The 21,098-nt window shown below is 55.1% G+C and carries 16 protein-coding genes, 2 tRNA genes and 1 rRNA gene; 8 read left to right on the top strand and 11 right to left on the bottom strand.

Translation table 11 applies throughout. The annotated features are described in order from the left end of the window. Window positions 1-43: 43 nt before the first annotated feature. The 7 genes from ATG98_RS03620 to ATG98_RS03650 form a co-directional block, all read right to left on the bottom strand. Window positions 44-119 (bottom strand) — tRNA-Ala (locus ATG98_RS03620). A gap of 124 nt (window positions 120-243) precedes the next feature. Continuing rightward, window positions 244-320: transfer RNA gene (locus ATG98_RS03625), tRNA-Ile, on the bottom strand. Window positions 321-441: 121 nt separating this feature from the next. Then, window positions 442-1,992 (bottom strand): 16S ribosomal RNA (locus ATG98_RS03630). Between the two features lie 580 nt (window positions 1,993-2,572). Continuing rightward, window positions 2,573-3,373 (bottom strand): CDP-diacylglycerol--serine O-phosphatidyltransferase, encoded by an 801-nt coding sequence (pssA, locus tag ATG98_RS03635; protein WP_228706242.1) that lies wholly within the window; start codon window positions 3,371-3,373, stop codon window positions 2,573-2,575. A gap of 140 nt (window positions 3,374-3,513) precedes the next feature. Next, window positions 3,514-4,530 (bottom strand): ketol-acid reductoisomerase, encoded by a 1,017-nt coding sequence (gene ilvC, locus ATG98_RS03640; protein ID WP_098419540.1) that lies wholly within the window; start codon window positions 4,528-4,530, stop codon window positions 3,514-3,516. Between the two features lie 88 nt (window positions 4,531-4,618). After that, window positions 4,619-5,110 (bottom strand): acetolactate synthase small subunit, encoded by a 492-nt coding sequence (ilvN, locus tag ATG98_RS03645; RefSeq protein WP_007350353.1) that lies wholly within the window; start codon window positions 5,108-5,110, stop codon window positions 4,619-4,621. 2 nt (window positions 5,111-5,112) lie between these two features. Then, complete coding sequence (locus ATG98_RS03650) at window positions 5,113-6,831, bottom strand: acetolactate synthase 3 large subunit (protein ID WP_098419541.1); 1,719 nt, start codon at window positions 6,829-6,831, stop codon at window positions 5,113-5,115. A 479-nt stretch (window positions 6,832-7,310) separates the two neighbouring features. Between ATG98_RS03650 and ATG98_RS03655 the strand changes: the two genes are divergently transcribed. Then, a complete protein-coding gene (locus ATG98_RS03655; RefSeq protein ID WP_098422163.1) occupies window positions 7,311-7,772 on the top strand; it encodes a DUF4124 domain-containing protein in 462 nt (153 codons plus the stop codon). 32 nt (window positions 7,773-7,804) lie between these two features. On the opposite strand, the gene clpB is transcribed toward ATG98_RS03655, so the two are convergent. The 3 genes from clpB to rluD all read right to left on the bottom strand — a co-directional run bounded on the left by clpB (window position 7,805) and on the right by rluD (window position 12,254). Next, a complete protein-coding gene (gene clpB, locus ATG98_RS03660) occupies window positions 7,805-10,381 on the bottom strand; it encodes an ATP-dependent chaperone ClpB (protein ID WP_098422164.1) in 2,577 nt (858 codons plus the stop codon). 150 nt (window positions 10,382-10,531) lie between these two features. After that, a complete protein-coding gene (pgeF, locus tag ATG98_RS03665; protein WP_098422165.1) occupies window positions 10,532-11,287 on the bottom strand; it encodes a peptidoglycan editing factor PgeF in 756 nt (251 codons plus the stop codon). After that, on the bottom strand, window positions 11,277-12,254 hold the full coding sequence (gene rluD, locus ATG98_RS03670; RefSeq protein WP_098422166.1) for a 23S rRNA pseudouridine(1911/1915/1917) synthase RluD: 978 nt from the start codon (window positions 12,252-12,254) through the stop codon (window positions 11,277-11,279). The genes pgeF and rluD overlap by 11 nt, the downstream gene beginning before the upstream one ends. Before the next feature lie 145 nt (window positions 12,255-12,399). Here rluD and ATG98_RS03675 point away from each other — a divergent pair, with 145 nt between their 5' ends. Then, window positions 12,400-13,233: an outer membrane protein assembly factor BamD gene (locus ATG98_RS03675; protein ID WP_098422167.1), complete on the top strand. Its 834-nt coding sequence runs from the start codon at window positions 12,400-12,402 to the stop codon at window positions 13,231-13,233. Between the two features lie 49 nt (window positions 13,234-13,282). On the opposite strand, the gene ATG98_RS03680 is transcribed toward ATG98_RS03675, so the two are convergent. Next, a complete protein-coding gene (locus tag ATG98_RS03680; protein WP_098422168.1) occupies window positions 13,283-14,947 on the bottom strand; it encodes an NAD+ synthase in 1,665 nt (554 codons plus the stop codon). Window positions 14,948-15,100: 153 nt separating this feature from the next. On the opposite strand from ATG98_RS03680, the gene ATG98_RS03685 reads away from it, so the two are divergent. The 6 genes from ATG98_RS03685 (at window position 15,101) to ATG98_RS03710 (ending at window position 21,050) form a co-directional block, all read left to right on the top strand. Then, window positions 15,101-16,771: a sensor histidine kinase gene (locus ATG98_RS03685; RefSeq protein WP_098419547.1), complete on the top strand. Its 1,671-nt coding sequence runs from the start codon at window positions 15,101-15,103 to the stop codon at window positions 16,769-16,771. Between the two features lie 8 nt (window positions 16,772-16,779). Further along, window positions 16,780-18,165 (top strand): sigma-54-dependent transcriptional regulator, encoded by a 1,386-nt coding sequence (locus ATG98_RS03690; RefSeq protein WP_098422169.1) that lies wholly within the window; start codon window positions 16,780-16,782, stop codon window positions 18,163-18,165. 125 nt (window positions 18,166-18,290) lie between these two features. After that, on the top strand, window positions 18,291-18,875 hold the full coding sequence (locus ATG98_RS03695; RefSeq protein WP_098424362.1) for a GspH/FimT family pseudopilin: 585 nt from the start codon (window positions 18,291-18,293) through the stop codon (window positions 18,873-18,875). 71 nt (window positions 18,876-18,946) lie between these two features. Beyond that, window positions 18,947-19,438, top strand: a complete 492-nt coding sequence (gene pilV, locus ATG98_RS03700; RefSeq protein WP_098422170.1) for a type IV pilus modification protein PilV — start codon at window positions 18,947-18,949, stop codon at window positions 19,436-19,438. A gap of 2 nt (window positions 19,439-19,440) precedes the next feature. Then, complete coding sequence (locus ATG98_RS03705) at window positions 19,441-20,547, top strand: PilW family protein (protein ID WP_098422171.1); 1,107 nt, start codon at window positions 19,441-19,443, stop codon at window positions 20,545-20,547. Next, window positions 20,544-21,050 (top strand): pilus assembly PilX family protein, encoded by a 507-nt coding sequence (locus tag ATG98_RS03710; RefSeq protein WP_098422172.1) that lies wholly within the window; start codon window positions 20,544-20,546, stop codon window positions 21,048-21,050. The genes ATG98_RS03705 and ATG98_RS03710 overlap by 4 nt, the downstream gene beginning before the upstream one ends. Window positions 21,051-21,098 lie beyond the last annotated feature (48 nt).

Consider the following 21,098-nt stretch of genomic DNA (forward strand, 5'->3'; position numbering starts at 1 on the left):
TCAGGATAACCAAGTAACTCACAACATCTGCACATCTGTATAATGGTGGAGCTAAGCAGGATCGAACTGCTGACCTCCTGCGTGCAAGGCAGGCGCTCTCCCAGCTGAGCTATAGCCCCGGATGCTATCTCCGACTGACCCGACAGGATGGTGTCAAACTCGGAAATCGTTCAGATCAGGGCATCGGATGTCGCCGCATAGTTTACTATGCAAGTCATTCGATAACGCCGAGCTGGACGATTTTGGTGGGTCTGGGTGGAGTTGAACCACCGACCTCACCCTTATCAGGGGTGCGCTCTAACCAACTGAGCTACAGACCCGGTTTTGCTTGTCCAAACACAAAGGTCTGGTACAGCCGATACGGGCCTAAGACCCTTTGCTCTCTTTAATCAATCAACCAAGTAATTCGTGTGGACTCTGACCGAAGCGTTCGGCATCGTTTAAGGAGGTGATCCAGCCCCAGGTTCCCCTAGGGCTACCTTGTTACGACTTCACCCCAGTCATGAACCACACCGTGGTAATCGTCCTCCCGAAGGTTAGACTAACTACTTCTGGTGCAATCCACTCCCATGGTGTGACGGGCGGTGTGTACAAGGCCCGGGAACGTATTCACCGTGACATTCTGATTCACGATTACTAGCGATTCCGACTTCACGGAGTCGAGTTGCAGACTCCGATCCGGACTACGACGCGTTTTGTGAGATTGGCTCCCCCTCGCGGGTTTGCAGCCCTCTGTGCGCGCCATTGTAGCACGTGTGTAGCCCTGGCCGTAAGGGCCATGATGACCTGACGTCATCCCCACCTTCCTCCGGTTTGTCACCGGCAGTCTCCCTAGAGTTCTCAGCATTACCTGCTAGCAACTAGGGATAGGGGTTGCGCTCGTTACGGGACTTAACCCAACATCTCACGACACGAGCTGACGACGGCCATGCAGCACCTGTGTCAGAGTTCCCGAAGGCACCGATCCATCTCTGGAAAGTTCTCTGCATGTCAAGGCCAGGTAAGGTTCTTCGCGTTGCGTCGAATTAAACCACATGCTCCACCGCTTGTGCGGGCCCCCGTCAATTCATTTGAGTTTTAACCTTGCGGCCGTACTCCCCAGGCGGTCAACTTAGTGCGTTAGCTGCGCCACTAAGGATTCAAGATCCCCAACGGCTAGTTGACATCGTTTACGGCGTGGACTACCAGGGTATCTAATCCTGTTTGCTCCCCACGCTTTCGCACCTCAGTGTCAGTGTTGGTCCAGGTAGCCGCCTTCGCCACTGGTGTTCCTTCCTATATCTACGCATTTCACCGCTACACAGGAAATTCCACTACCCTCTACCACACTCTAGCCATGCAGTTCGAAGTGCCGTTCCCAGGTTGAGCCCGGGGCTTTCACATCTCGCTTACATAACCACCTACGCGCGCTTTACGCCCAGTAATTCCGATTAACGCTTGCACCCTCCGTATTACCGCGGCTGCTGGCACGGAGTTAGCCGGTGCTTCTTCTGCGAGTGACGTCAATCCTCAAGAGTATTAGTCTTAAGGCCTTCCTCCTCGCTGAAAGTGCTTTACAACCCGAAAGCCTTCTTCACACACGCGGCATGGCTGGATCAGGCTTGCGCCCATTGTCCAATATTCCCCACTGCTGCCTCCCGTAGGAGTTCGGGCCGTGTCTCAGTCCCGATGTGGCTGATCATCCTCTCAGACCAGCTACGGATCGTTGCCTTGGTAGGCCATTACCCCACCAACAAGCTAATCCGACTTAGGCTCATCTAATAGCGCAAGGTCCTCTCCGAAGAGCGGATCCCCTGCTTTCCCCCGTAGGGCGTATGCGGTATTAATCCGAGTTTCCCCGGGCTATCCCCCACTACTAGGCAGATTCCTAAGCATTACTCACCCGTCCGCCGCTCGACGCCTGGTAGCAAGCTACCATCGTTTCCGCTCGACTTGCATGTGTTAAGCCTGCCGCCAGCGTTCAATCTGAGCCATGATCAAACTCTTCAGTTTAAATCATACAAGATCCGAAGATCTTAAATCTGCTCAAGACAAAAACTCAATTCTTGACGAGTCGTTGACTTGGTATTTCTTACCGAAATACTCCAGTCAGCGCCCACACGAATTACTTGGTTAATTTTTTAAAGAGCGTTTGAGCCGTGGCTCAATCAGGAGGCGAATTATACATCGTTTCGCTGCCCTGTCAACCGTTTATTTCGAGAAGCTTCAGAAGCATTTCCTTCCAAACCCCCCAACCTAACCGGCCGGTACTGCTTGGTTCGAGAAGCGCATTCTACAGCGTATCCGAACCGTGTCAACCGTTTTCGCGTTCAAAGTTTAAATCACATTTCCTAAACTTTTCAACGTCTTACCAAACAGTTTCCGCTTAACTCCTACCCCTCTGATCCGGGCTGTCCCTCAAGCGAGATGCGCATTCTACAGACTTCTCGGGACAGGTCAACGGGGAATTTGAAAAAGATGTCCCGTATCTCGGTTTGCCCTTACTTCACTCCACCTACGCCCCTATTTACAACGGAAAAAGGGGCCGAAGCCCCTTCTTTATACCCTACCCGCTCCTTACTTACACCCGATATCAGGCCGGGCGGCGAGGTTTTTTGCGGAACAGCGCTCGTACTGGCCCGGTTAGCGCATATACCAGGAAAGCACTGAACAATACGGTGGCAGGGTCTAGCGCAATTACCACAAACACCAGCACCACCAGCAGAATCGCCGCGAATGGCACTCTGCCCCGCATGTCCAGATCCTTAAAGCTCTGGTAGAGCACATTACTGACCATCAACACGCCAGCACCGGCGACCACGAATAGCGTCAGAGCCGTTAGCCAGGCCGATGGCTCGAACGCATGGAAACACCAGACCATTCCTGCCACAGCAGCTGCAGCCGCAGGGCTTGGCAAACCCACAAAGTACTTCTTGTCGACCGACCCGATCTGAGTGTTGAATCGAGCCAGCCTCAGAGCCGTTCCGGCTACATATATAAAGGTTACCGCCCAACCCAGCTTGCCCAGGCCATTAAGCGACCAGAAAAACGCCACCAGCCCCGGCGCCACACCAAAGGCGACCATATCCGCCAGGGAATCGTATTCTTCGCCAAACTTACTTTGGGTATTGGTCATGCGCGCAACGCGCCCGTCTAGCCCATCCAAAATCATAGACACGAAGATAGCAATCGCGGCATTGTCGAAAATACCATTGGCAGCAGAGACAATCGCGTAGAAGCCGGAAAATAAAGAGGCTGTGGTAAGCGCATTAGGCAGCAGGAAAATACCCTTGTGGCGAACAGGCGCACCTTCAACCAATTCTTCTTCAATAACCTCGCCCGGCGGAAGCTCGTGAACGTCTTCCGCACTCTGGCCGGTAGTAGAGGCAGACATCTTCGGCTTGTTGGCCGGATTGGATTCGGCAGGTTTCTTTTCGTCAGTCATTCCAATTACTCCGGAAAGTATTTGGGCGCAGTATATACGAAAAACGCGGCCACACGGGCCGCGTCTTACAAAACCGAAAGCCCGGACTTTTAGTTTTTGTCTTTATCTACAATCTTGTTGGCAGAGATCCACGGCATCATGCCGCGCAGCTTTTCACCAGTCTGCTCAATAGGATGAGCAGCATTGATGCGACGCGCAGCAGTCATAGACGGGTAGTTCAACGCACCTTCAGAAATGAACATTTTGGCATATTCGCCGCTCTGAATACGCTTAAGAGCGTTGCGCATGGCCGCACGGGATTCCGCGTTGATGATTTCCGGGCCTGTGACGTACTCGCCGTACTCGGCGTTGTTAGAGATGGAGTAGTTCATGTTGGCAATGCCGCCCTCGTACATCAAGTCGACAATCAGCTTGAGCTCGTGCAGACACTCGAAGTAGGCCATTTCAGGCGCATAACCCGCTTCGGTCAGCGTTTCGAAGCCTGCTTTTACCAGCTCAACCGCACCACCACACAGAACCGCCTGCTCACCGAACAAATCGGTTTCAGTTTCGTCTTTAAACGTGGTTTCGATAATGCCGGTACGGCCGCCGCCCACACCGCTGGCGTAAGACAGCGCAAGGTTTTTGGCGTTACCGGATGCGTCCTGGAAAATAGCGATCAAGTCGGGAATACCACCGCCTTTGACGAACTCGGTGCGCACGGTGTGACCCGGCGCCTTAGGAGCGATCATGATGACGTCCAAGTCTTTACGCGGAACGACCTGGTTGTAGTGAATAGCGAAACCGTGGGCGAAGGCCAAAGTAGCGCCCTGCTTCAGGCTTGGCTCAACTTCGTCACGGTACAGCTGGGACTGGAACTCGTCGGGAGTCAGGATCATTACTACGTCAGCAGCTGCAACGGCTGAGGGCACATCAGCGGTTTTCAGGCCATAGGCTTCTGCTTTGGCAATAGAAGATGAGCCGGCGCGCAAACCAACCGTTACGTCTACACCGGAATCTTTCAAGTTGCAGGCATGGGCGTGCCCCTGGGAACCAAAACCGATAATGGCTACTTTTTTGCCCTGAATGATCGAAAGATCGCAATCCTTATCGTAATAAACCTGCATAACTAACCTCTATTATTTGAGCGACCCTAAGGGCCTGCGTTTTACGTTATGAATTTTTTAAACTCAATACCTTTGAAAACCGACAGCCTTAAAGGCTGAGCACTTTTTCACCGCGAGCTATACCGGACACGCCGCTACGCACTACTTCCAGAACACCGGTTGCACCAATGGCCTGAATAAAGCCATCCAACTTGGCGCTGTCGCCCGCCAGCTGCACGGTGTACACCGAACTGGTGACGTCAACAATCTGGCCACGGAAGATGTCTACGGTGCGTTTGATTTCGGCGCGCTGGGAGCCCGTTGCTTTCAGCTTCACCAGCATGAGTTCACGCTCGATGTGGGCCCCCTCGGTGAGGTCAACCAGCTTGATCACTTCAATCAGCTTGTTCAGCTGCTTGGTGATCTGCTCAATCACCCGCTCAGAACCGGTGGTGGTTACTGTCAAACGCGACATGGTCGGGTCTTCGGTGGGCGCAACCGTCAGGGTTTCAATGTTGTAATTGCGCTGTGAAAACAGGCCCACTACCCGCGACAGTGCACCCGGCTCGTTTTCCAACAAAACAGAAATGATTCGACGCATGATTACACCTTCTCCGTTTTGCTGAGCCACATATCTTTCATCGAGCCACGGGCCACATGCATCGGGTAAACGTGCTCAGAAGGGTCGACGTATATGTCCACGAACACCAGTTTGTCTTTCATGGCCAGTGCTTTTTTGAGCATGGGCTCCAGGTCTTCCTTGCGCGTAATCTTCATACCCTCGTGGCCATAGGCCTCTGCGAGTTTGACGAAGTCCGGCAAGGAGTCCATGTAAGAATGCGAGTGACGGGCCCCATAATTCATATCCTGCCACTGCTTGACCATACCCAGAGCCTGGTTATTCAGGTTGATGATTTTCACCGGCAAGTCGTACTGCTTGCAGGTCGACAGTTCCTGGATGTTCATCTGGATACTGCCTTCGCCAGTGACGCAGAGCACTTCTTCATCCGGAAAGTTCAGTTTTATGCCCATCGCTGCCGGCAAGCCAAAGCCCATGGTGCCCAGTCCACCGGAGCTGATCCAACGGTTAGGCTTGTCAAATTTGTAGTACTGAGCAGCAAACATCTGGTGCTGGCCCACATCGGTGGTCACATAGGCATCGCCATTGGTCAGGCGGTACAGCATTTCCACCACTTCCTGCGGCTTGATAACGTCATCGCTTGTTTCATAACGCATACCGTGAAAAGCGCGCCATTCGTCGATCTGCTTCCACCAGGCTGCCAGCGCATCGGCGTCGGGCCTGACTTTGCTTTCCTTGATCAGCGACTGCATTTCTTTCAGCACCGCATCCACAGGCCCAACAATGGGCACATCGGCAGTAATGGTTTTGGAAATCGACGCAGGGTCAATATCAATGTGAATGATGCGGGCGCCGGGGCAGAACTTCTCGGTCGCGTTGGTAACGCGGTCGTCAAAGCGCGCACCGATAGCCAGAATCAGGTCCGCGTTGTGCATAACCATGTTGGCTTCGTAAGTGCCGTGCATGCCCAACCAGCCAATGTGCTGTTTGTCGCTGGCCGGATAACAACCTATGCCCATCAGCGTATTGGTGATGGGGTAACCCAGGCCGCGCACCATTTCAGTCAACTGGCCAGAAGCCTTGCCCAGAATGACACCACCGCCGGCGTAAACAATCGGTCGCTTCGCCGCCAACAGCATGTCCACTGCTTTTTTGATCTGACCGGCGTGGCCACGAATGGCGGGGTTGTAAGACCGCAATTTGGTTTTTTTCGGAAACACGTACTCATAGCGATCATTCGGTGCGGTCATGTCCTTTGGAATGTCCACAACCACCGGGCCAGGTCGACCGGTTGTCGCAATGTAGTAGGCCTTGCGAATAATTTCCGGAATCTCGGACGGGTGGCGCACGCTGAGGTTGTGCTTCACCACCGGGCGGGAAACACCGATCATGTCGGTTTCCTGGAAGGCATCTTCGCCAATCAGCGTTGACGCTACCTGCCCACAAAGAACCACCATCGGAATGGAGTCCATAAAGGCAGTCGCGATACCGGTGATGGTGTTGGTCGCACCGGGTCCCGAGGTAACCAGCACTGTGCCCGCTTTGCCGGTAGCACGGGCATAGCCATCAGCCATGTGCACGGCCGCCTGTTCGTGTCTGACCAGAATGTGCTTGACGGCATCCTGCCTGAACAGAGCATCGTATATATGAAGGGCTGCTCCACCCGGATAGCCATAAATGTTCTCTATGCCTTCATCCTGTAACGAACGGATGAGCATATCGGCGCCAGACAATAACTCCACGTTTTCGACCCTCTTCTGCAAATGAGTAAAATCGGGGTACCACCCCGGCTACTTGGATATACGGTTGTGTGGCCTCTTGTGAAAGCTGAACCGATACTCCATCACGCCCCAGCCAACAAAGGTTGTCTGCCGGCCAGCCGCCCTCCTGAGGGTTGCGGAGAACAGCCAGTCAACAGATTGCACGTAAGCAACAACCATAACCGCAACGATGGGCGGTGTGTTGGGCGCGGTAATAAACGGGGGGAATATGAACGGGATTGCCGGCTACATCCCCTCCCGCCTTCAGGCAATCAGTAATTCTGACAGCGGGAAACTCCCTGTCAATAGCCGCTTTGGCTAAATAGACTGTTACTTATTTGAACCAGGCAAAAGAAAAAAACCAAATGAGCTGGCATGATTGTCCTAATACGCGATGACTACAGCATAATTGGCCATTCACCCGTTTCCTGCGACAGGTTAACAACAGCGGACCATAATCGATGAAGATACAACTGAAAAAAATGGCTCTGATATTGGCAATGGCGCCGGCCATGGTGAATTCAGCGGCGGTATACAAGTGTACCGATGCAGACGGCGTTACCCACTTTGGCGATCGCCAGCCCACCGGCACGCAAGCCGAACAGATTAGTGTAAGGTCTGGCCAGTCCAGTTTTGTGAACACTACCCCATCGGCACAGCAGCAGGTGAATGAGCTGGAACAGCGACAACAAGCCGCCAGCGAAGAATCACGGGTAGCCGACGCTGCGGCTACCCGTCAGGCGCTACGGCAAACCAACTGCGACGCGGCACGACAGAATCTTGAAATAATCAGCAACAACGCCCGCATCCGAGTCAGCGAAGATGGCGAGCAACGATTCCTCACTCCAGACGAGATCTCACTGCAAAAACAGAAGTACGAGGAAATCGTTGAACAAAACTGCGGCGCTGAAAAAACACCCTGAACCCACCCGTGGCGGGCAGGTTCCGGAGTCTGTCAGGCTTTGCTAAACACCAGTGCGCCCTCTTCAACACGGGCGTGAATGGTATCCCCCGGGCCAAAGCTGCCTTGCAGCAACTGTTGCGCCAAGGGGTTTTCGATCATCCGCTGAATCGCCCGTTTGAGCGGCCTTGCGCCATAAACCGGGTCGTAGCCGACATTGGCAAGCAACTCCATCGCGCTTTCGTCCAATTCCAGGCCAATGTCCTGCTGCTGCAAGCGCTTGCCGAGAAGCTCTATCTGCACTTTGGCGATGCCGCGGATCTGGTTTGCTGCCAGCGGGTGAAACACCACCACTTCGTCTACCCGATTTATAAACTCGGGGCGGAAGTGGGTGCCAACTTCGTCCATCACCAGGGCTTTCATGGCGTCGTAGTTTTCTTCGCCAGCGTATTGCTGGATGATTCCAGAGCCCAGGTTAGACGTCATCACTATCACCGTGTTGCGGAAATCCACGGTGCGGCCCTGGCCGTCAGTCAGGCGGCCATCGTCAAGAACCTGCAGCAGAATGTTGAACACGTCCGGGTGTGCTTTTTCTACTTCGTCCAGCAACAGCACCGAATAAGGTCGCCGGCGTACGGCTTCGGTCAGGTAACCACCCTCTTCGTAACCCACATAACCCGGGGGCGCACCGATCAGCCGCGCTACGGAGTGTTTCTCCATAAACTCCGACATATCAATGCGTACCATGGCGTCGTCGGTATCAAACAGGAAGGATGCCAATGCCTTACACAATTCGGTTTTGCCCACACCGGTGGGGCCGAGGAATAAGAAGGAGCCGTTGGGACGATTGGGGTCCGACAGCCCGGCGCGGGAACGGCGCACAGCGTTAGCCACCGCTTCCACCGCCTCGTTTTGTCCGATTACCCGCTTGTGCAGGACCTCTTCCATCCGCATCAATTTGTCGCGCTCGCCCTCGAGCATTTTCGACACCGGAATGCCGGTCCACTTGGACACAATTTCAGCAATTTCTTCTTCAGTAACCCGGTTGCGCAGCAGAGTCATTTCCATCATCTCGGCCTGGCTTGCCATATCCAGCTGGCGCTCAAGCTCCGGAATGCGGCCGTACTGCAATTCAGACATTCGACCAAGATCACCGGCGCGCCGGGCACTTTCCAGTTCGGTCCGCGCTTGCTCAAGTTCGCTTTTGATTTTCTGGGATCCGTGCAAGGCGGCCTTTTCAGTGTTCCAGACTTCTTCAAGATCGGCGTATTCGCGTTCCACGCCGTCAATCACGCTGGAGAGTTCTTCCAGGCGTTTCTTCGATGCTGGGTCGGTCTCTTTTTTCAGCGCCTCGCGCTCGATTTTTAGCTGAATAAGTCGACGTTCCAGGCGATCCAGCGGCTCGGGTTTGGAGTCCATTTCCATCCGAATCTGACTTCCGGCCTCATCCACCAGGTCAATGGCTTTGTCCGGCAGCTTACGGTCGGCAATGTAACGGCTCGACAGTTTGGCGGCGGCGATAATGGCACTGTCGGTTATTTCAACACCGTGGTGCACTTCATAGCGCTCTTTCAGGCCGCGCAATATAGCAACGGTGTCTTCTTCGCTAGGTTCGTCTACCAGCACTTTCTGGAACCGGCGCTCAAGGGCTCCATCTTTTTCAATGTGTTCCCGGTATTCGTCCAGTGTGGTCGCACCCACGCAGTGGAGCTCACCGCGGGCCAATGCTGGCTTCAGCATGTTACCGGCGTCCATCGAGCCTTCGGCTTTGCCGGCACCCACCATGGTATGGATTTCGTCAATAAACAGGATAATCTGGCCTTCCTGTTTTGACAGTTCTTTCAATACGGCTTTGAGGCGCTCCTCGAACTCACCGCGGAATTTGGCGCCGGCAATCAGCGAGCCCATATCCAGTGACAATACGCGCTTGTTTTTAAGGCCTTCGGGCACTTCGCCATTTACAATACGCTGGGCCAAGCCTTCCACAATAGCGGTCTTACCCACGCCAGGATCACCAATCAATACCGGATTGTTCTTGCGACGGCGCTGCAGCACCTGAATGGTGCGGCGGATTTCGTCGTCGCGGCCAATCACCGGGTCAAGCTTGCCAGACTCGGCCATTTCGGTCAGGTCGATGGTGTATTTATCCAGTGCCTGGCGATTTTCTTCGGCGCCGGCTTCGTCTACGGATTCGCCACCGCGGGCGTTTTCGATGGCTTTTTCCAGCGCGACCTTGTCCACGCCGTGTTCACGCAGCACCCGCCCCAGGCTACCGCGATCTTCCAGCGCCGCCAGCAACATCAGCTCGCTAGAGACAAACTGGTCTTTTCGCTTTTGCGCGAGTTTGTCGGCAATGTTGAACAGGCGGCCCATGTCGTTGGACATGGCGACGTCGCCGGCGCTGCCTTTTACTTCGGGCAGGCTCTCGATTTCTTTAATGACCGCTTGGCGGATGCGGGTGGGCTCGCCGCCAGCCTGTTTCAGCAGCGGTTTGATGGAACTGGCATTCTGGTCTAAGAGAGCCTGCATCAGGTGCAACGGTTCTATGAAATTGTGGTCTTTGCCAACAGCTAGGGATTGGGCATCGGCCAGAGCGCTTTGCAGGCGGCTGGTCAGTTTGTCGATTCTCATGGGTGGCTCTCCGGTTCTGTGTGCAATGGGCCGGTGTCGGCCTATTGAATCTGCTTTGTTACTTAATGTAGGGGCAAACAGGCAGACTTCAAGTTAGTAACCGATTGGAGTGTCAGAAAATTGACGGGCGTCAGTAAGGGCTGCCGATTTTTACTGCAGAACCACCAGCGTGGCCATGCGACCGGTTTGGCCGTCGCGGCGATAAGAGAAGAAACGCTGGGGATCGCTGGCGGTACATAGGCCGCCGCCATTTATTGAGCTAACGCTGGCTTGTTGCAGGCGCTGTGTTGCCAATTGGTAAATATCGGCCATGTAGTGGCCGGGACGGGCGCCCTCGCTTGTAAACGCGCTGGCCGCTTGCGGGCTATGGTTGATAAACGCCTGGCGTACTTCTGGCCCTACTTCGAACTGGTCGGGGCCGATGGCAGGGCCGAGCCAGGCCATCAGGTTTTCGGCGGGTTCGGCCATTGCTGTTATAAGGTTTTCTAAAACGCCACCGCACAGGCTGCGCCAGCCGGCGTGGGCTGCGCCGACTATCGTTCCCTGGCGGTTGCAGAGTATGACCGGCAAGCAGTCTGCGGTGAGAATGGCGCACACCACGCCGGGTTCGCGGGTGTAGCTGGCGTCGGCGGGCGGAAGTTGGCTTAGGTTTTGGGCTGTTACTTCGACAACAACGGTTCCGTGCACCTGGTTTAACCAGGCGAAACGTTGCGCCGACAAACCAAGATGATCCGCCAATCGTTGGCGGTTGGCGGCTACGCTCTGAGGGTTGTCGTTAACGTGACCGCCCACATTCAGTTGACCCCAAGGCGCCGCGCTAACGCCGCCCTGGCGGGTGCTGCTGAACGCCTGCACGCTGGCCGGAGCTGGCCAGACAGACGCAATTAACGGCAGATCAGGACTCATCGCTATCCATATCTTTTACGTGCTTGCGCAGCGCGGCCAGCAGCAACTGAAAATCCTCTGGCAGGGGCACATCCCAACTCATGGTTTCGCCGGTTTGCGGGTGTTCCAGGGTCAGCTGGCGTGCGTGCAAGGCCTGGCGGTGGAAGCCAGACAGCACTTCGCGCAATTCTTCGGTGGTGCCTTTGGGCAACCGCAGGCGCCCGCCGTAAACAGGATCGCCCACCAGCGGGTGTTTTACGTGGGTCAGGTGCACACGAATCTGGTGGGTACGTCCGCTTTCCAGTTTGCAGCGCACGTGAGTGTGGGCCGCAAAGCGCTCAATCACGCGGTAGTGGGTAACGGCCGGCTTGCCGGACTTCACCACCGCCATTCTTTTACGTTCGGTGGGGTGGCGACCGATTGGAGCGTCCACGGTGGCGCCGCCGGTCAGAGTGCCTACTACAACGGCTTCGTATTCACGGCCCATGGTGCGGGTTTGCAGCTGGTTTACCAGCGAGGTGTGGGCAATCAGGCTGCGCGCCACCACCATAACGCCGGAGGTGTCTTTATCCAGACGGTGCACAATGCCGGCTCGCGGCAGGTTTTCTACTTCCGGCGCTATATTCAGTATCGCGTTCACCAGGGTACCGTCGGCATGGCCAGCCGCCGGGTGCACCACCAAACCGGCTGGCTTGTTGATGATCAGTATGTGCTCGTCTTCATAAACAATATCCAGGGTGATGGATTCTGCCTGCCAGGTCACCTGCGCTTCCAGTTCGGCGTCTAACTCGATCTTGTCACCCAGCATCACTTTATCGCGGGGTCTGCACTGGCCGCCATTAACAGTCAGGGCGCCGCTTTTTACCCAGGATTGAAGGCGCGAGCGCGAGTGCTCGGGCATTAGCTCTGCGGCGGCCTGGTCCAGGCGCTTGTCGCTCAGTTTGGGTGGTATTACAAAACTGGCGATAATTCGGTTTTCAGCTGACATTAAGCCCCCAGGGCCTGGTTGTGTTACGTTTGGCTTATATTATGACAAACAGCCGGGCTTCTGTTGTGCTTCTACTGCACATCCAGTGCCTTCCCCGTTACAATGGCGGCTCTTTGAACTTTTCGACATTATACGGGATTCCGGCATGAGATCAGTTGTCCGTTTATGGGTAGTGTCCGTAGTGGTTGTGCTACTCAGCGCCTGCGCCTCAAATAAGCAAGAGCAGGTATTACCCGAGCAAACCTATTACGAGAACGCCCGCAGCGCCATGAATTCGGGCAATTTCAACGAAGCGGAAACCAATCTCGATGCTTTGGAAACTTACTATCCGTTTGGCCGTTACGCCGAGCAAGCCCAGCTTGACCTTATTTTTGCACGCTACCAGAACCTTGATCTGGAAGGCGCCCGCGCCGCGGCGGATCGCTTTCTGCGACTGAATCCGCAAAGCGAACACGGCGACTACGCCCTATTCATGCGTGGCCTGGCCTCTTACAACCTGGACATTGGACTGGCCGCGCGCTACTTCCCGATAGAGGCCAACGCCCGTGCCCCAGGCGAACAGTTGCAGGCGTTCCGCGACTTTTCCGAGTTGCTCAACCGCTATCCCGACAGCCTGTACGCCGCCGATGCCCGCCAGCGGATGATTGCCGTGCGCAACCGCATGGCCGAGCTGGAGCTTCACGCGGCTCGCTATTACATCACGCGGGAAGCCTACATTGCAGCCAATAACCGCGCCCGCTATGTGGTGGAGAATTACCCCAGCTCACCGGTGGTGGAAGAAGCCATCATTATTCTGGCGGAAACATTTCGCTTTATGGACATAAAAAAAGGCAGCCAGGACGCCGTTGCGCTGCTGCGCACAAACTTCCCGGACAGCGAAGCGTTTAACCAGATCGGGGAATTTGAGCCCGATATTCTGCGCAAGCAGAACCGCTCCCTTGCCAACGTGATCACCTTTGGTTTGATGGGCGACGAATAATGTCGTTGTCCGCAAGCCGCGAAATCGGGGCCAGTAACGGCCCCGTTTTTTATACGCCGCTTTTCCAAGCGTTAGTAATGGGATAACGGCGGTCTTTACCGAAACCCCGCTCTGAAATCCGCACGCCGATTGGCGCCTGCCGGCGTTTGTATTCATTGATATCCACCAGACGAATCACCCGTTCTACGTCTGTGCGGTCAAAGCCTGCGGCAATAATCACCTCGGCGCTTTCGTCCTGTTCGACATAGCGTTGCAGAATGGCATCCAGAACGTCATAACCCGGCAGGTTGTCTTCATCTTTCTGATCTGGCGCCAGCTCAGCCGACGGCGGCCGCGTAATCACCCGTTCAGGAATCACCGGCGCCAGCGTATTGCGATAACGCGACAACTCGAACACCTGGGTTTTGGCCACATCTTTGAGCACATCAAAGCCACCGGCCATATCGCCATAAAGCGTCGAGTAACCCACCGCCATCTCGCTTTTGTTGCCCGTCGTCAGCACCAAAGAGCCGAATTTGTTCGACAGCGACATCAGCAAAACACCTCGCAGGCGAGCCTGAAGATTCTCCTCGGTGGTGTCCACCGTGGTGCCGGTGAAGGGTTCGGCCAGGGTTGCCATAAAAGCATCGTACATGGGCTCGATTGAGAACACATCGTAGTGCACGCCCATAGTGCTGGCCTGGGCCTCTGCGTCTTGCAGGCTGATATCCGCGGTGTAGCGAAACGGCATCATCACCGCCCGCACCTGCTCCTTGCCCAACGCGTCTACCGCTATGGCCAGCGTCAGCGCTGAATCGATGCCTCCTGACAAACCCAGCACCACAGATTTAAAGCCATTTTTCCCCACATAATCCCGCACACCCATCACCAACGCTTGATAAACTTCCGTGCTTGCGGACAGCGGCTGTGGTAATGGTTGAGTAACAGGCTGGCAGGTTTCTTCACACTCAAAGTCTACAACGAACAGGCCCTGTTCAAACTGCGGCGCTTCTGCGGCAATCTGGCCTTTGCCGTCGGCCACCAGCGAGCCGCCATCAAACACCAATTCGTCCTGCGCGCCAACCAGGTTGGCGTACACAATGGCCACGCCAGCGGCTTTGGCCTTACGCTGAACCAATGCTTTGCGCCGCAGTTGTTTGCCCTGGGAATACGGCGACGCATTCAGATTCAGTACCAGTTTTGCGCCGGCCGCTGCCGCCTTTTCAACCGGACCTTCTGCCCATAAGTCTTCACACACCGTAATGCCGACATCAACGCCCCGCAAACTGACCACCAATGGCTCAAGCCCACTGGCGAAATAGCGTTTTTCATCAAAAACCTGATAGTTGGGCGGGCACTGTTTGAAATAACGATGGCTAATCTTGCCGTTTTCCATCACCAGCGCAGCATTATAGAGTTTACCGTTTTCACGCACCGGCGCACCAAACACCACAACCGCTGCCAACCCTGCCCCGCAGATCTCATCGATTGCCGCCTGTACGCGAGTGTCCAGGCTTGGCCGCAGCAGCAAATCCTCCGGCGGATAGCCGGTCAGCGCCAACTCGGGGAATACCACAATGTCGGCCTGGTGCTGGTCATCGGCCTGCCTTACCGCCGCAATAATCCGCTGGGCGTTGCCGGGTATGTCACCGACCAAAAAATCCTGTTGAACCATCACCAAGCGCAAAGGGCCCGGTGTTTGTAGGGATCGGGGCTGATCCGCTGTTAGCGACATATGTCGGCTCCTGTTACTGATGCCTGAAAAAGGGCTATTATAAACGCGCAGCCGCGCCAAGTCTGCGGCCGCGCCCTTAGTGGGCGTAAGCGTCGACACCACCACTACTACCGGCAGCTAAAAGCTGGCTCCACCGTGTATATGGCACTATTTATGACAGCGTCTTCCACGCTTTCCGCAACGACGGCGCTCGCAGCCAGCGCTGGCGACTTGCTGAGCACACGCCAGCGCGGCGAACTGTTTCGGGTGTATAACTATTATCGCGTGGTGCTGGGCATATTGCTTATCGGGCTACTGCTGGTGGATACCACCAGTTTTGACGGTCGCTTCCGCCAACTGGACTACTTTCAGGCGGGCGTCATCGCTTATCTGGCCGTAAACGCGTTTATAGCGGTGTTAATGATTGCCGGTTTCCAGCCCAGTGAGCGCCACATCAGCGTCTCCATTTTGCTGGATATACTGATTATTCATGGCCTGCTGGTCAGCAGTTCCGGCATCACCAATGGCATGGCAAACCTGGTGATCGTATCAGTCGCCGCCGGCAACATCATGACGCCGGGGCGCATGGGTACATTTTACGCTGCTTTAGCCACTCTCAGTTCACTGGCCATTGCACTTTGGGCGATGCTGGAACAGGGCAAAAGCGCCGATGACATGGTGCGGGCCGGGTCATTGGGTATTGTTTATTTTGTGACCGCCGCCGCTTTGCAATACATCGCCATCCGCCTGCGCCGCAGCGAAACTCTTGCCAACAGTCGTGCCCAAAGTCTTGCCGAGCTGGAGCAGATCAATCAGCAAATCATTCAGCGCATGCGCACCGGTATACTGGTGTTAGACCGTGAAGGCCAGGTTCGCCTGATGAACGCCGCTGCCAGCGAAATGCTGGCGGGGTATACAGTTTCTGCGCAGCGAGCAGGGGCCGGGCAAACAACTGGCGCACACCTTCTGCCCGCAAACCTGCTAGCCGGATTCAAAAGCTGGCTGCTGCATCCGCAACAAAGCATCGCACCCTTTCAGCCCGCAAGCACGTCGCCCCCCATACAAGCCACGTTTGCGCACCTGGACCAAAACAGCGGCGAGCTGGTGTTGGTGTTTCTGGAAGACATCAGCCGCGTAACCCAGCAGGCGCAACAAATGAAGCTCGCCTCACTGGGCCAGTTAACGGCCAGCATCGCCCATGAAATTCGCAACCCGTTGGGGGCCATCAGCCACGCCGCACAGCTTTTGGACGAGTCGCCGAATATGGATACGTCCGACCAAAAAATGCTGGCGGTTGTTCATCGCCACTCAAAGCGTGTGAACGCCATTATAGAGAATGTGCTGGGTGTGTCCCGCCGTGAAACCTCAGCCGCCGAGCCGATTGATCTGCAGCCCTGGTTAGAACAGTTTCGTGACGATTTTCTGCAAACCCACAGTCAACATAAACCCGTGCTTATCCGCCTTAGCGTTCAGCCTGGCGCTCACCCCACAGCACGTTTCGACACCAGCCAGTTGGAACAAATTCTGATCAACTTATGCGACAATGGCTTACGCTACAGCCAATTGCACTCTGGCGAGGCTAAAATAGAAATACTTGCCGGAATCGCCGTCGACGGCGCCCGCGCCTACATTGACATCAAGGATTACGGCCCGGGAATTACCAAAGAGAACACGTCGTCTGTATTCGAACCGTTTTTTACAACCGACAAAAGTGGCACCGGACTGGGCCTTTATCTGGCAAAAGAATTGTGTGAGGCGAATCAGGCTCACCTGTCGCTGATTGACGCCGAACAGTCAGGTTGCTGCTTTCGCATTATGTTTGCCCATCCCGGGCGTATAATCTGAAGGGTACTATGACCAAACTCACCGCGCTGATCGTAGACGACGAACCCGACATCCGTGACCTGCTAGAGATAACCCTCAGCCGCATGGGCCTGAACACGGTCACCGCGGGCACTCTGGCAGGGGGCATCGCGGGCATGCAAAAGCACACGCCAAATATGTGCCTGACCGACATGAACCTGCCAGATGGCAAAGGCATCGAGCTGGTGCAATGGATTCAACAGCATTCGCCCAATACGCCGGTCGCCGTTATAACCGCCTACGGCAGTATGGACATCGCCATTGAGTCCCTGAAGGCAGGTGCTTTTGATTTTGTGTCAAAGCCCGTTGAATTACCGCGGCTGCGGGAGCTGGTCAACACCGCCCTGAAACTGGCCCAGAACCCAGAGCCTGCGCCAGAAGACAATAGCGACCCGGGTTTGCTGCTGGGTAATTCCGCCCAGGTTCAAACCTTACGCAATCAGGCCCGCAAGCTGGCCCGCAGCCAGGCGCCGGTCTTTATTCAAGGCGAATCCGGCAGCGGAAAGGAGCTGGTCGCACGCACCATTCACCAGCAAGGCCCCCGATGTGAAGGGCCGTTCATCGCCGTGAACTGTGGCGCCATTCCGTCTGAATTGATGGAAAGCGAGTTTTTTGGCCACAAAAAAGGCAGCTTCACCGGTGCTGTCGATAACAAGGCAGGCCTGTTTCAAAGCGCCAACGGCGGCACCCTGTTTCTGGATGAAATCGCTGATCTACCACTGCCCATGCAGGTAAAACTTCTGCGGGCCATTCAGGAAAAAGCCGTACGCCCGGTCGGTGACAGCCACGAAGTGCCGGTCGATATCCGTGTGCTTAGCGCAACCCATAAAGACCTTTCGGCGCTGGTACAAGATGGCCTGTTCCGTCAGGACCTGTTCTATCGCATCAACGTGATTGAAATCCGCGTGCCGCCTCTGCGCGAACGCAGCGGCGACATAGCGCTGCTTGCCAGGCACATCCTGCTGCGCATCGCCCGTGAATACGAATGTACACCCATCGCCCTCACGGATGCAGCCGTCGATTATTTAAAGGGCTACCATTTCCCGGGTAATGTGCGTGAGCTGGAAAACATTCTGGAGCGGGCGTTTACACTTTGCGACGGAGACGTTATTGACAGCGGCGACCTTCAGCTTCGCAGCTCTTGTAGCAGCATGGATTCGCCTTTGCTGGCACCGACAGCTGAGATAATGGCAACGGCGGATATTGAACTATCGGAGCAAGGCCTGGGCCTAGAGGGATATCTCGAGAACATAGAGCGCAAAGCTATTGAGCAGGCGCTCGAAGCCACGCGTTGGAATAAGACGGCGGCGGCGAAAAAGCTGGGGATCAGCTTTCGGGCGTTGCGGTATAAATTGAAGAAACTGGGGCTGGAGTGATCACCATCGCAAAATGCGATCCTAACGTGTGCGAATGAAACAGTTTGCGGTTAAGCTCAGAATTGCTCTATTCACAGGATGTGAAAAAAGCTGAAAATTATACCTATCAACATGGATGTTGAACTATGCATTCCCCAAAAATGTCCCAGGGTTTCACCCTTATAGAACTTGTGGTAACACTTGCGATTGTTGGCATTCTGACAGCATTTGCGAGCAACTCGTGGATCTCTCTTATTGCATCAACCCGCCACACCGATGTTGTTAACGATACGTACAGAATGTTCGCGCTGGCTCGCTCCTTCGCCATCAATCAAAAAAAGCTTACCACGATCTGTCCATTGTCTGGCTCACAGATCTGTACGGATAACTGGAACAACCCGGTATCCGTATTCCCTGACACAAACAACGACAAACGCCCGGACGGTGCCAGAATCCACCGGGTTTTTGATCTTGCAAAAGATCACTCAGAGTTGTATTCACGAACGGCCGGAAGAGGCTATTTTCAGCTATCTCCAGACGGTATGAGCCATGGCACAATGGGCAGCCTGGTCGCTTGCTCACCTTCCGGCGGCGGTTCAGTCGACATGAGTTACCTTGCGCTTAGCATTGGCGGCCGTTTGCGGCGACTGCATGATGAAGACGGCGATGGCACTATCAGGCTTCCGTGGGGAGTCACTCTCACCTGCCCGACATCCTTACCGACAAACTGACGGAATAGCCAAAGCCCGATAATTCGCATAAGCCCGGCTGGGCGAACTGACGTCGTAGACGGAGACAGCAAATGACACAACCCATTCTTGTGAAAACTGAACGGCGAAATCGCCAGCAACTCAATCTCAAACAGCAATCTGGTCTCGGACTGATCGAAATTCTGGTGGCTGTTCTGGTTCTGGGTATTGGCATACTCGGTGTTGCCTCAACCCAGGTCGTCTCTTTGCAGATGACGTCTCAGTCGCAGAGCCGGAGCCAGGCGGTGTTGCTTGCAGAGGACATGCTGGACAGGGTGCGAGCCAATTCCCGCAATCCCGCGGACTATGCCCTGGCCGCGGGCGTCGCCGTAGGCGCTGACAACGGAGCATGCGACACATCGTTTGTGCCTGCTAACGCAACAGTCGCCGGAAATGACATTGAGGCCTGGGAGAACAATCTGGCCTGCCTGCTTCCGGCAGCGCAGCGCGCCATTGAGGTAGCCGGTAACACCGTTACGATCACCATTGACTGGAATCAGAAAGATCAGGCCATGAACTCCATCGTCGTGAGAACAGAGATCTGACTATGCAAAAGCCAATGTTTCATCGTCTTCACGGGGTTCGCCAGGTTCTTTTCCAGTCAGGTTTGTCACTGGTAGAGCTGCTGATTGCAATGGCTCTGGGCTTGCTGCTTACTCTTGGTGTAACCCAGATTTATCTCAGCAGCAGCGTTACCTATCGCCAGACAGAGGGACTCGCATACGCCCAGGAAAGCACGCGTTTTGTTTCCGCGATGCTGACTCCCGAACTCAGGTCTGCCGGAAGTTTCGGATGCCTTGCGCAAATGGGCAGGCCGTTTGACCAAATTGTGGATAACCGGCTAAGCGGCCGTTTAATTGTGCCCCTGACCCGGGCATTACAGGGCTGGGAATACACCGGCACGGGCCCCGGTGACTCTATTACACTGGCAGGAACCTTATCCACACCAACTGCGGGGAACTGGGATTCTGGGACCGCGGGCACCGATCTCCCGACCGCACTGGCAGGCTCCGTAGTCATTAATTCCGATGTAGTCATTGTAAACGCCTTAACGCCTCTCGGCGTAGAGGTCAGTGCCGTCACAAATCCAGGCGACAGTGTCATAAACCTGTCGGGCGCCTCCGGCGTGAGTGCAGGCCGCAACGTGTTGGCAACGCGTGGTGATTGCTCGGAGGGTGAGCTTTTTCAGAAAAGTGATGCGGCGAGCCTTTCGACCATCACCACCACCATCCCCAATACACTGGGGCTCGGCTATGACGTGCAGACCAGGATTTATGAGTTTACAACGATGGCCTATTACATTGGCGAGGGCACCAACGAGGAACCTGCACTTTTCCGCCGACTGATGACCCCACTTCAGAATCCGCAAGAACTTGTGTCCGGAGTCGAAACACTTCAGATTCTGTACGGTGTCGATACCGGTGGGTCCAACGCTGCAGACGACTACATACCGGCTGACGAAGTAGCTGACTGGGATACCGTCGTAAGCGTCCGCTTTTCTGTCATGACAAGGAGCCCCAGCGACGTTCTCGATGAAGAAAATAGCCGCAGCTTCGACATGCTTGGCAGCGAAGTCACTCAGGCCAATAACGGCGACCGACGGGTTCGTCTGGTGTCCGTGAGCACAACAGCGCTCAGGGGGGGGATTGAATGAAGATCATCAAAAAGCCGGTGCGGTTGACCCAACTTGCGCCCTTATCCAGACAGCAACACGGAGCCACACTTATTGTCGCTCTTGTCATGCTGCTATTAATATCGCTGCTTGCAGCTGGGAGCATGCAGGGTTCCATTCTGCAAGAGCGAATGGCCAGCAACGCGCACGATGGCGCGATTTCATTTCAGGCGTCAGAAGCTGCTTTGAGGCAAGGTGAAGATAACCTTATGACGACGCTGACAACACATCAAACTGCCTACAACGAGGGGCTGATGGGCGGCCCTTGGGCATGGGATGGCGCCGACCCTGTCCCCTCTGGCGTCGGGAACGCAGGATCAAACGTCAGCGCTCAACCCGCCTACCACCTTGCGTACCTTGCCGACGTTTGTCCGATTGAGCCAGGACCCTGTTTTGAGCGCTACCTGACCACCTCAAGAGGTCAAGGAGGAAGCGACGAAGCCGTGACTGTGTTGCAGTCAACTGTGTTGTTGGCACCCGAATAAAATACGATCTTTATAAATAGCTGCGATTAAAGAGTGTCCAAAACGTGT

It is taken from the genome of Marinobacter sp. LV10R520-4 (assembly GCF_002563815.1).
In the GTDB taxonomy this organism is placed as follows: domain Bacteria; phylum Pseudomonadota; class Gammaproteobacteria; order Pseudomonadales; family Oleiphilaceae; genus Marinobacter.

Bases quoted from the DNA above. Each gene is read 5' to 3' on its own strand.
- ilvN (WP_007350353.1), bottom strand. From the start codon at position 5,110: ATGCGTCGAATCATTTCTGTTTTGTTGGAAAACGAGCCGGGTGCACTG.
- ATG98_RS03690 (WP_098422169.1), top strand. From the start codon at position 16,780: ATGACCAAACTCACCGCGCTGATCGTAGACGACGAACCCGACATCCGT.
- ATG98_RS03695 (WP_098424362.1), top strand. From the start codon at position 18,291: ATGCATTCCCCAAAAATGTCCCAGGGTTTCACCCTTATAGAACTTGTG.
- pgeF (WP_098422165.1), bottom strand. From the start codon at position 11,287: ATGAGTCCTGATCTGCCGTTAATTGCGTCTGTCTGGCCAGCTCCGGCC.
- pilV (WP_098422170.1), top strand. From the start codon at position 18,947: ATGACACAACCCATTCTTGTGAAAACTGAACGGCGAAATCGCCAGCAA.
- ATG98_RS03705 (WP_098422171.1), top strand. From the start codon at position 19,441: ATGCAAAAGCCAATGTTTCATCGTCTTCACGGGGTTCGCCAGGTTCTT.
- ATG98_RS03685 (WP_098419547.1), top strand. From the start codon at position 15,101: ATGACAGCGTCTTCCACGCTTTCCGCAACGACGGCGCTCGCAGCCAGC.
- clpB (WP_098422164.1), bottom strand. From the start codon at position 10,381: ATGAGAATCGACAAACTGACCAGCCGCCTGCAAAGCGCTCTGGCCGAT.
- ATG98_RS03655 (WP_098422163.1), top strand. From the start codon at position 7,311: ATGAAGATACAACTGAAAAAAATGGCTCTGATATTGGCAATGGCGCCG.
- ilvC (WP_098419540.1), bottom strand. From the start codon at position 4,530: ATGCAGGTTTATTACGATAAGGATTGCGATCTTTCGATCATTCAGGGC.
- ATG98_RS03675 (WP_098422167.1), top strand. From the start codon at position 12,400: ATGAGATCAGTTGTCCGTTTATGGGTAGTGTCCGTAGTGGTTGTGCTA.
- rluD (WP_098422166.1), bottom strand. From the start codon at position 12,254: ATGTCAGCTGAAAACCGAATTATCGCCAGTTTTGTAATACCACCCAAA.
- pssA (WP_228706242.1), bottom strand. From the start codon at position 3,373: ATGTCTGCCTCTACTACCGGCCAGAGTGCGGAAGACGTTCACGAGCTT.
- ATG98_RS03680 (WP_098422168.1), bottom strand. From the start codon at position 14,947: ATGTCGCTAACAGCGGATCAGCCCCGATCCCTACAAACACCGGGCCCT.
- ATG98_RS03710 (WP_098422172.1), top strand. From the start codon at position 20,544: ATGAAGATCATCAAAAAGCCGGTGCGGTTGACCCAACTTGCGCCCTTA.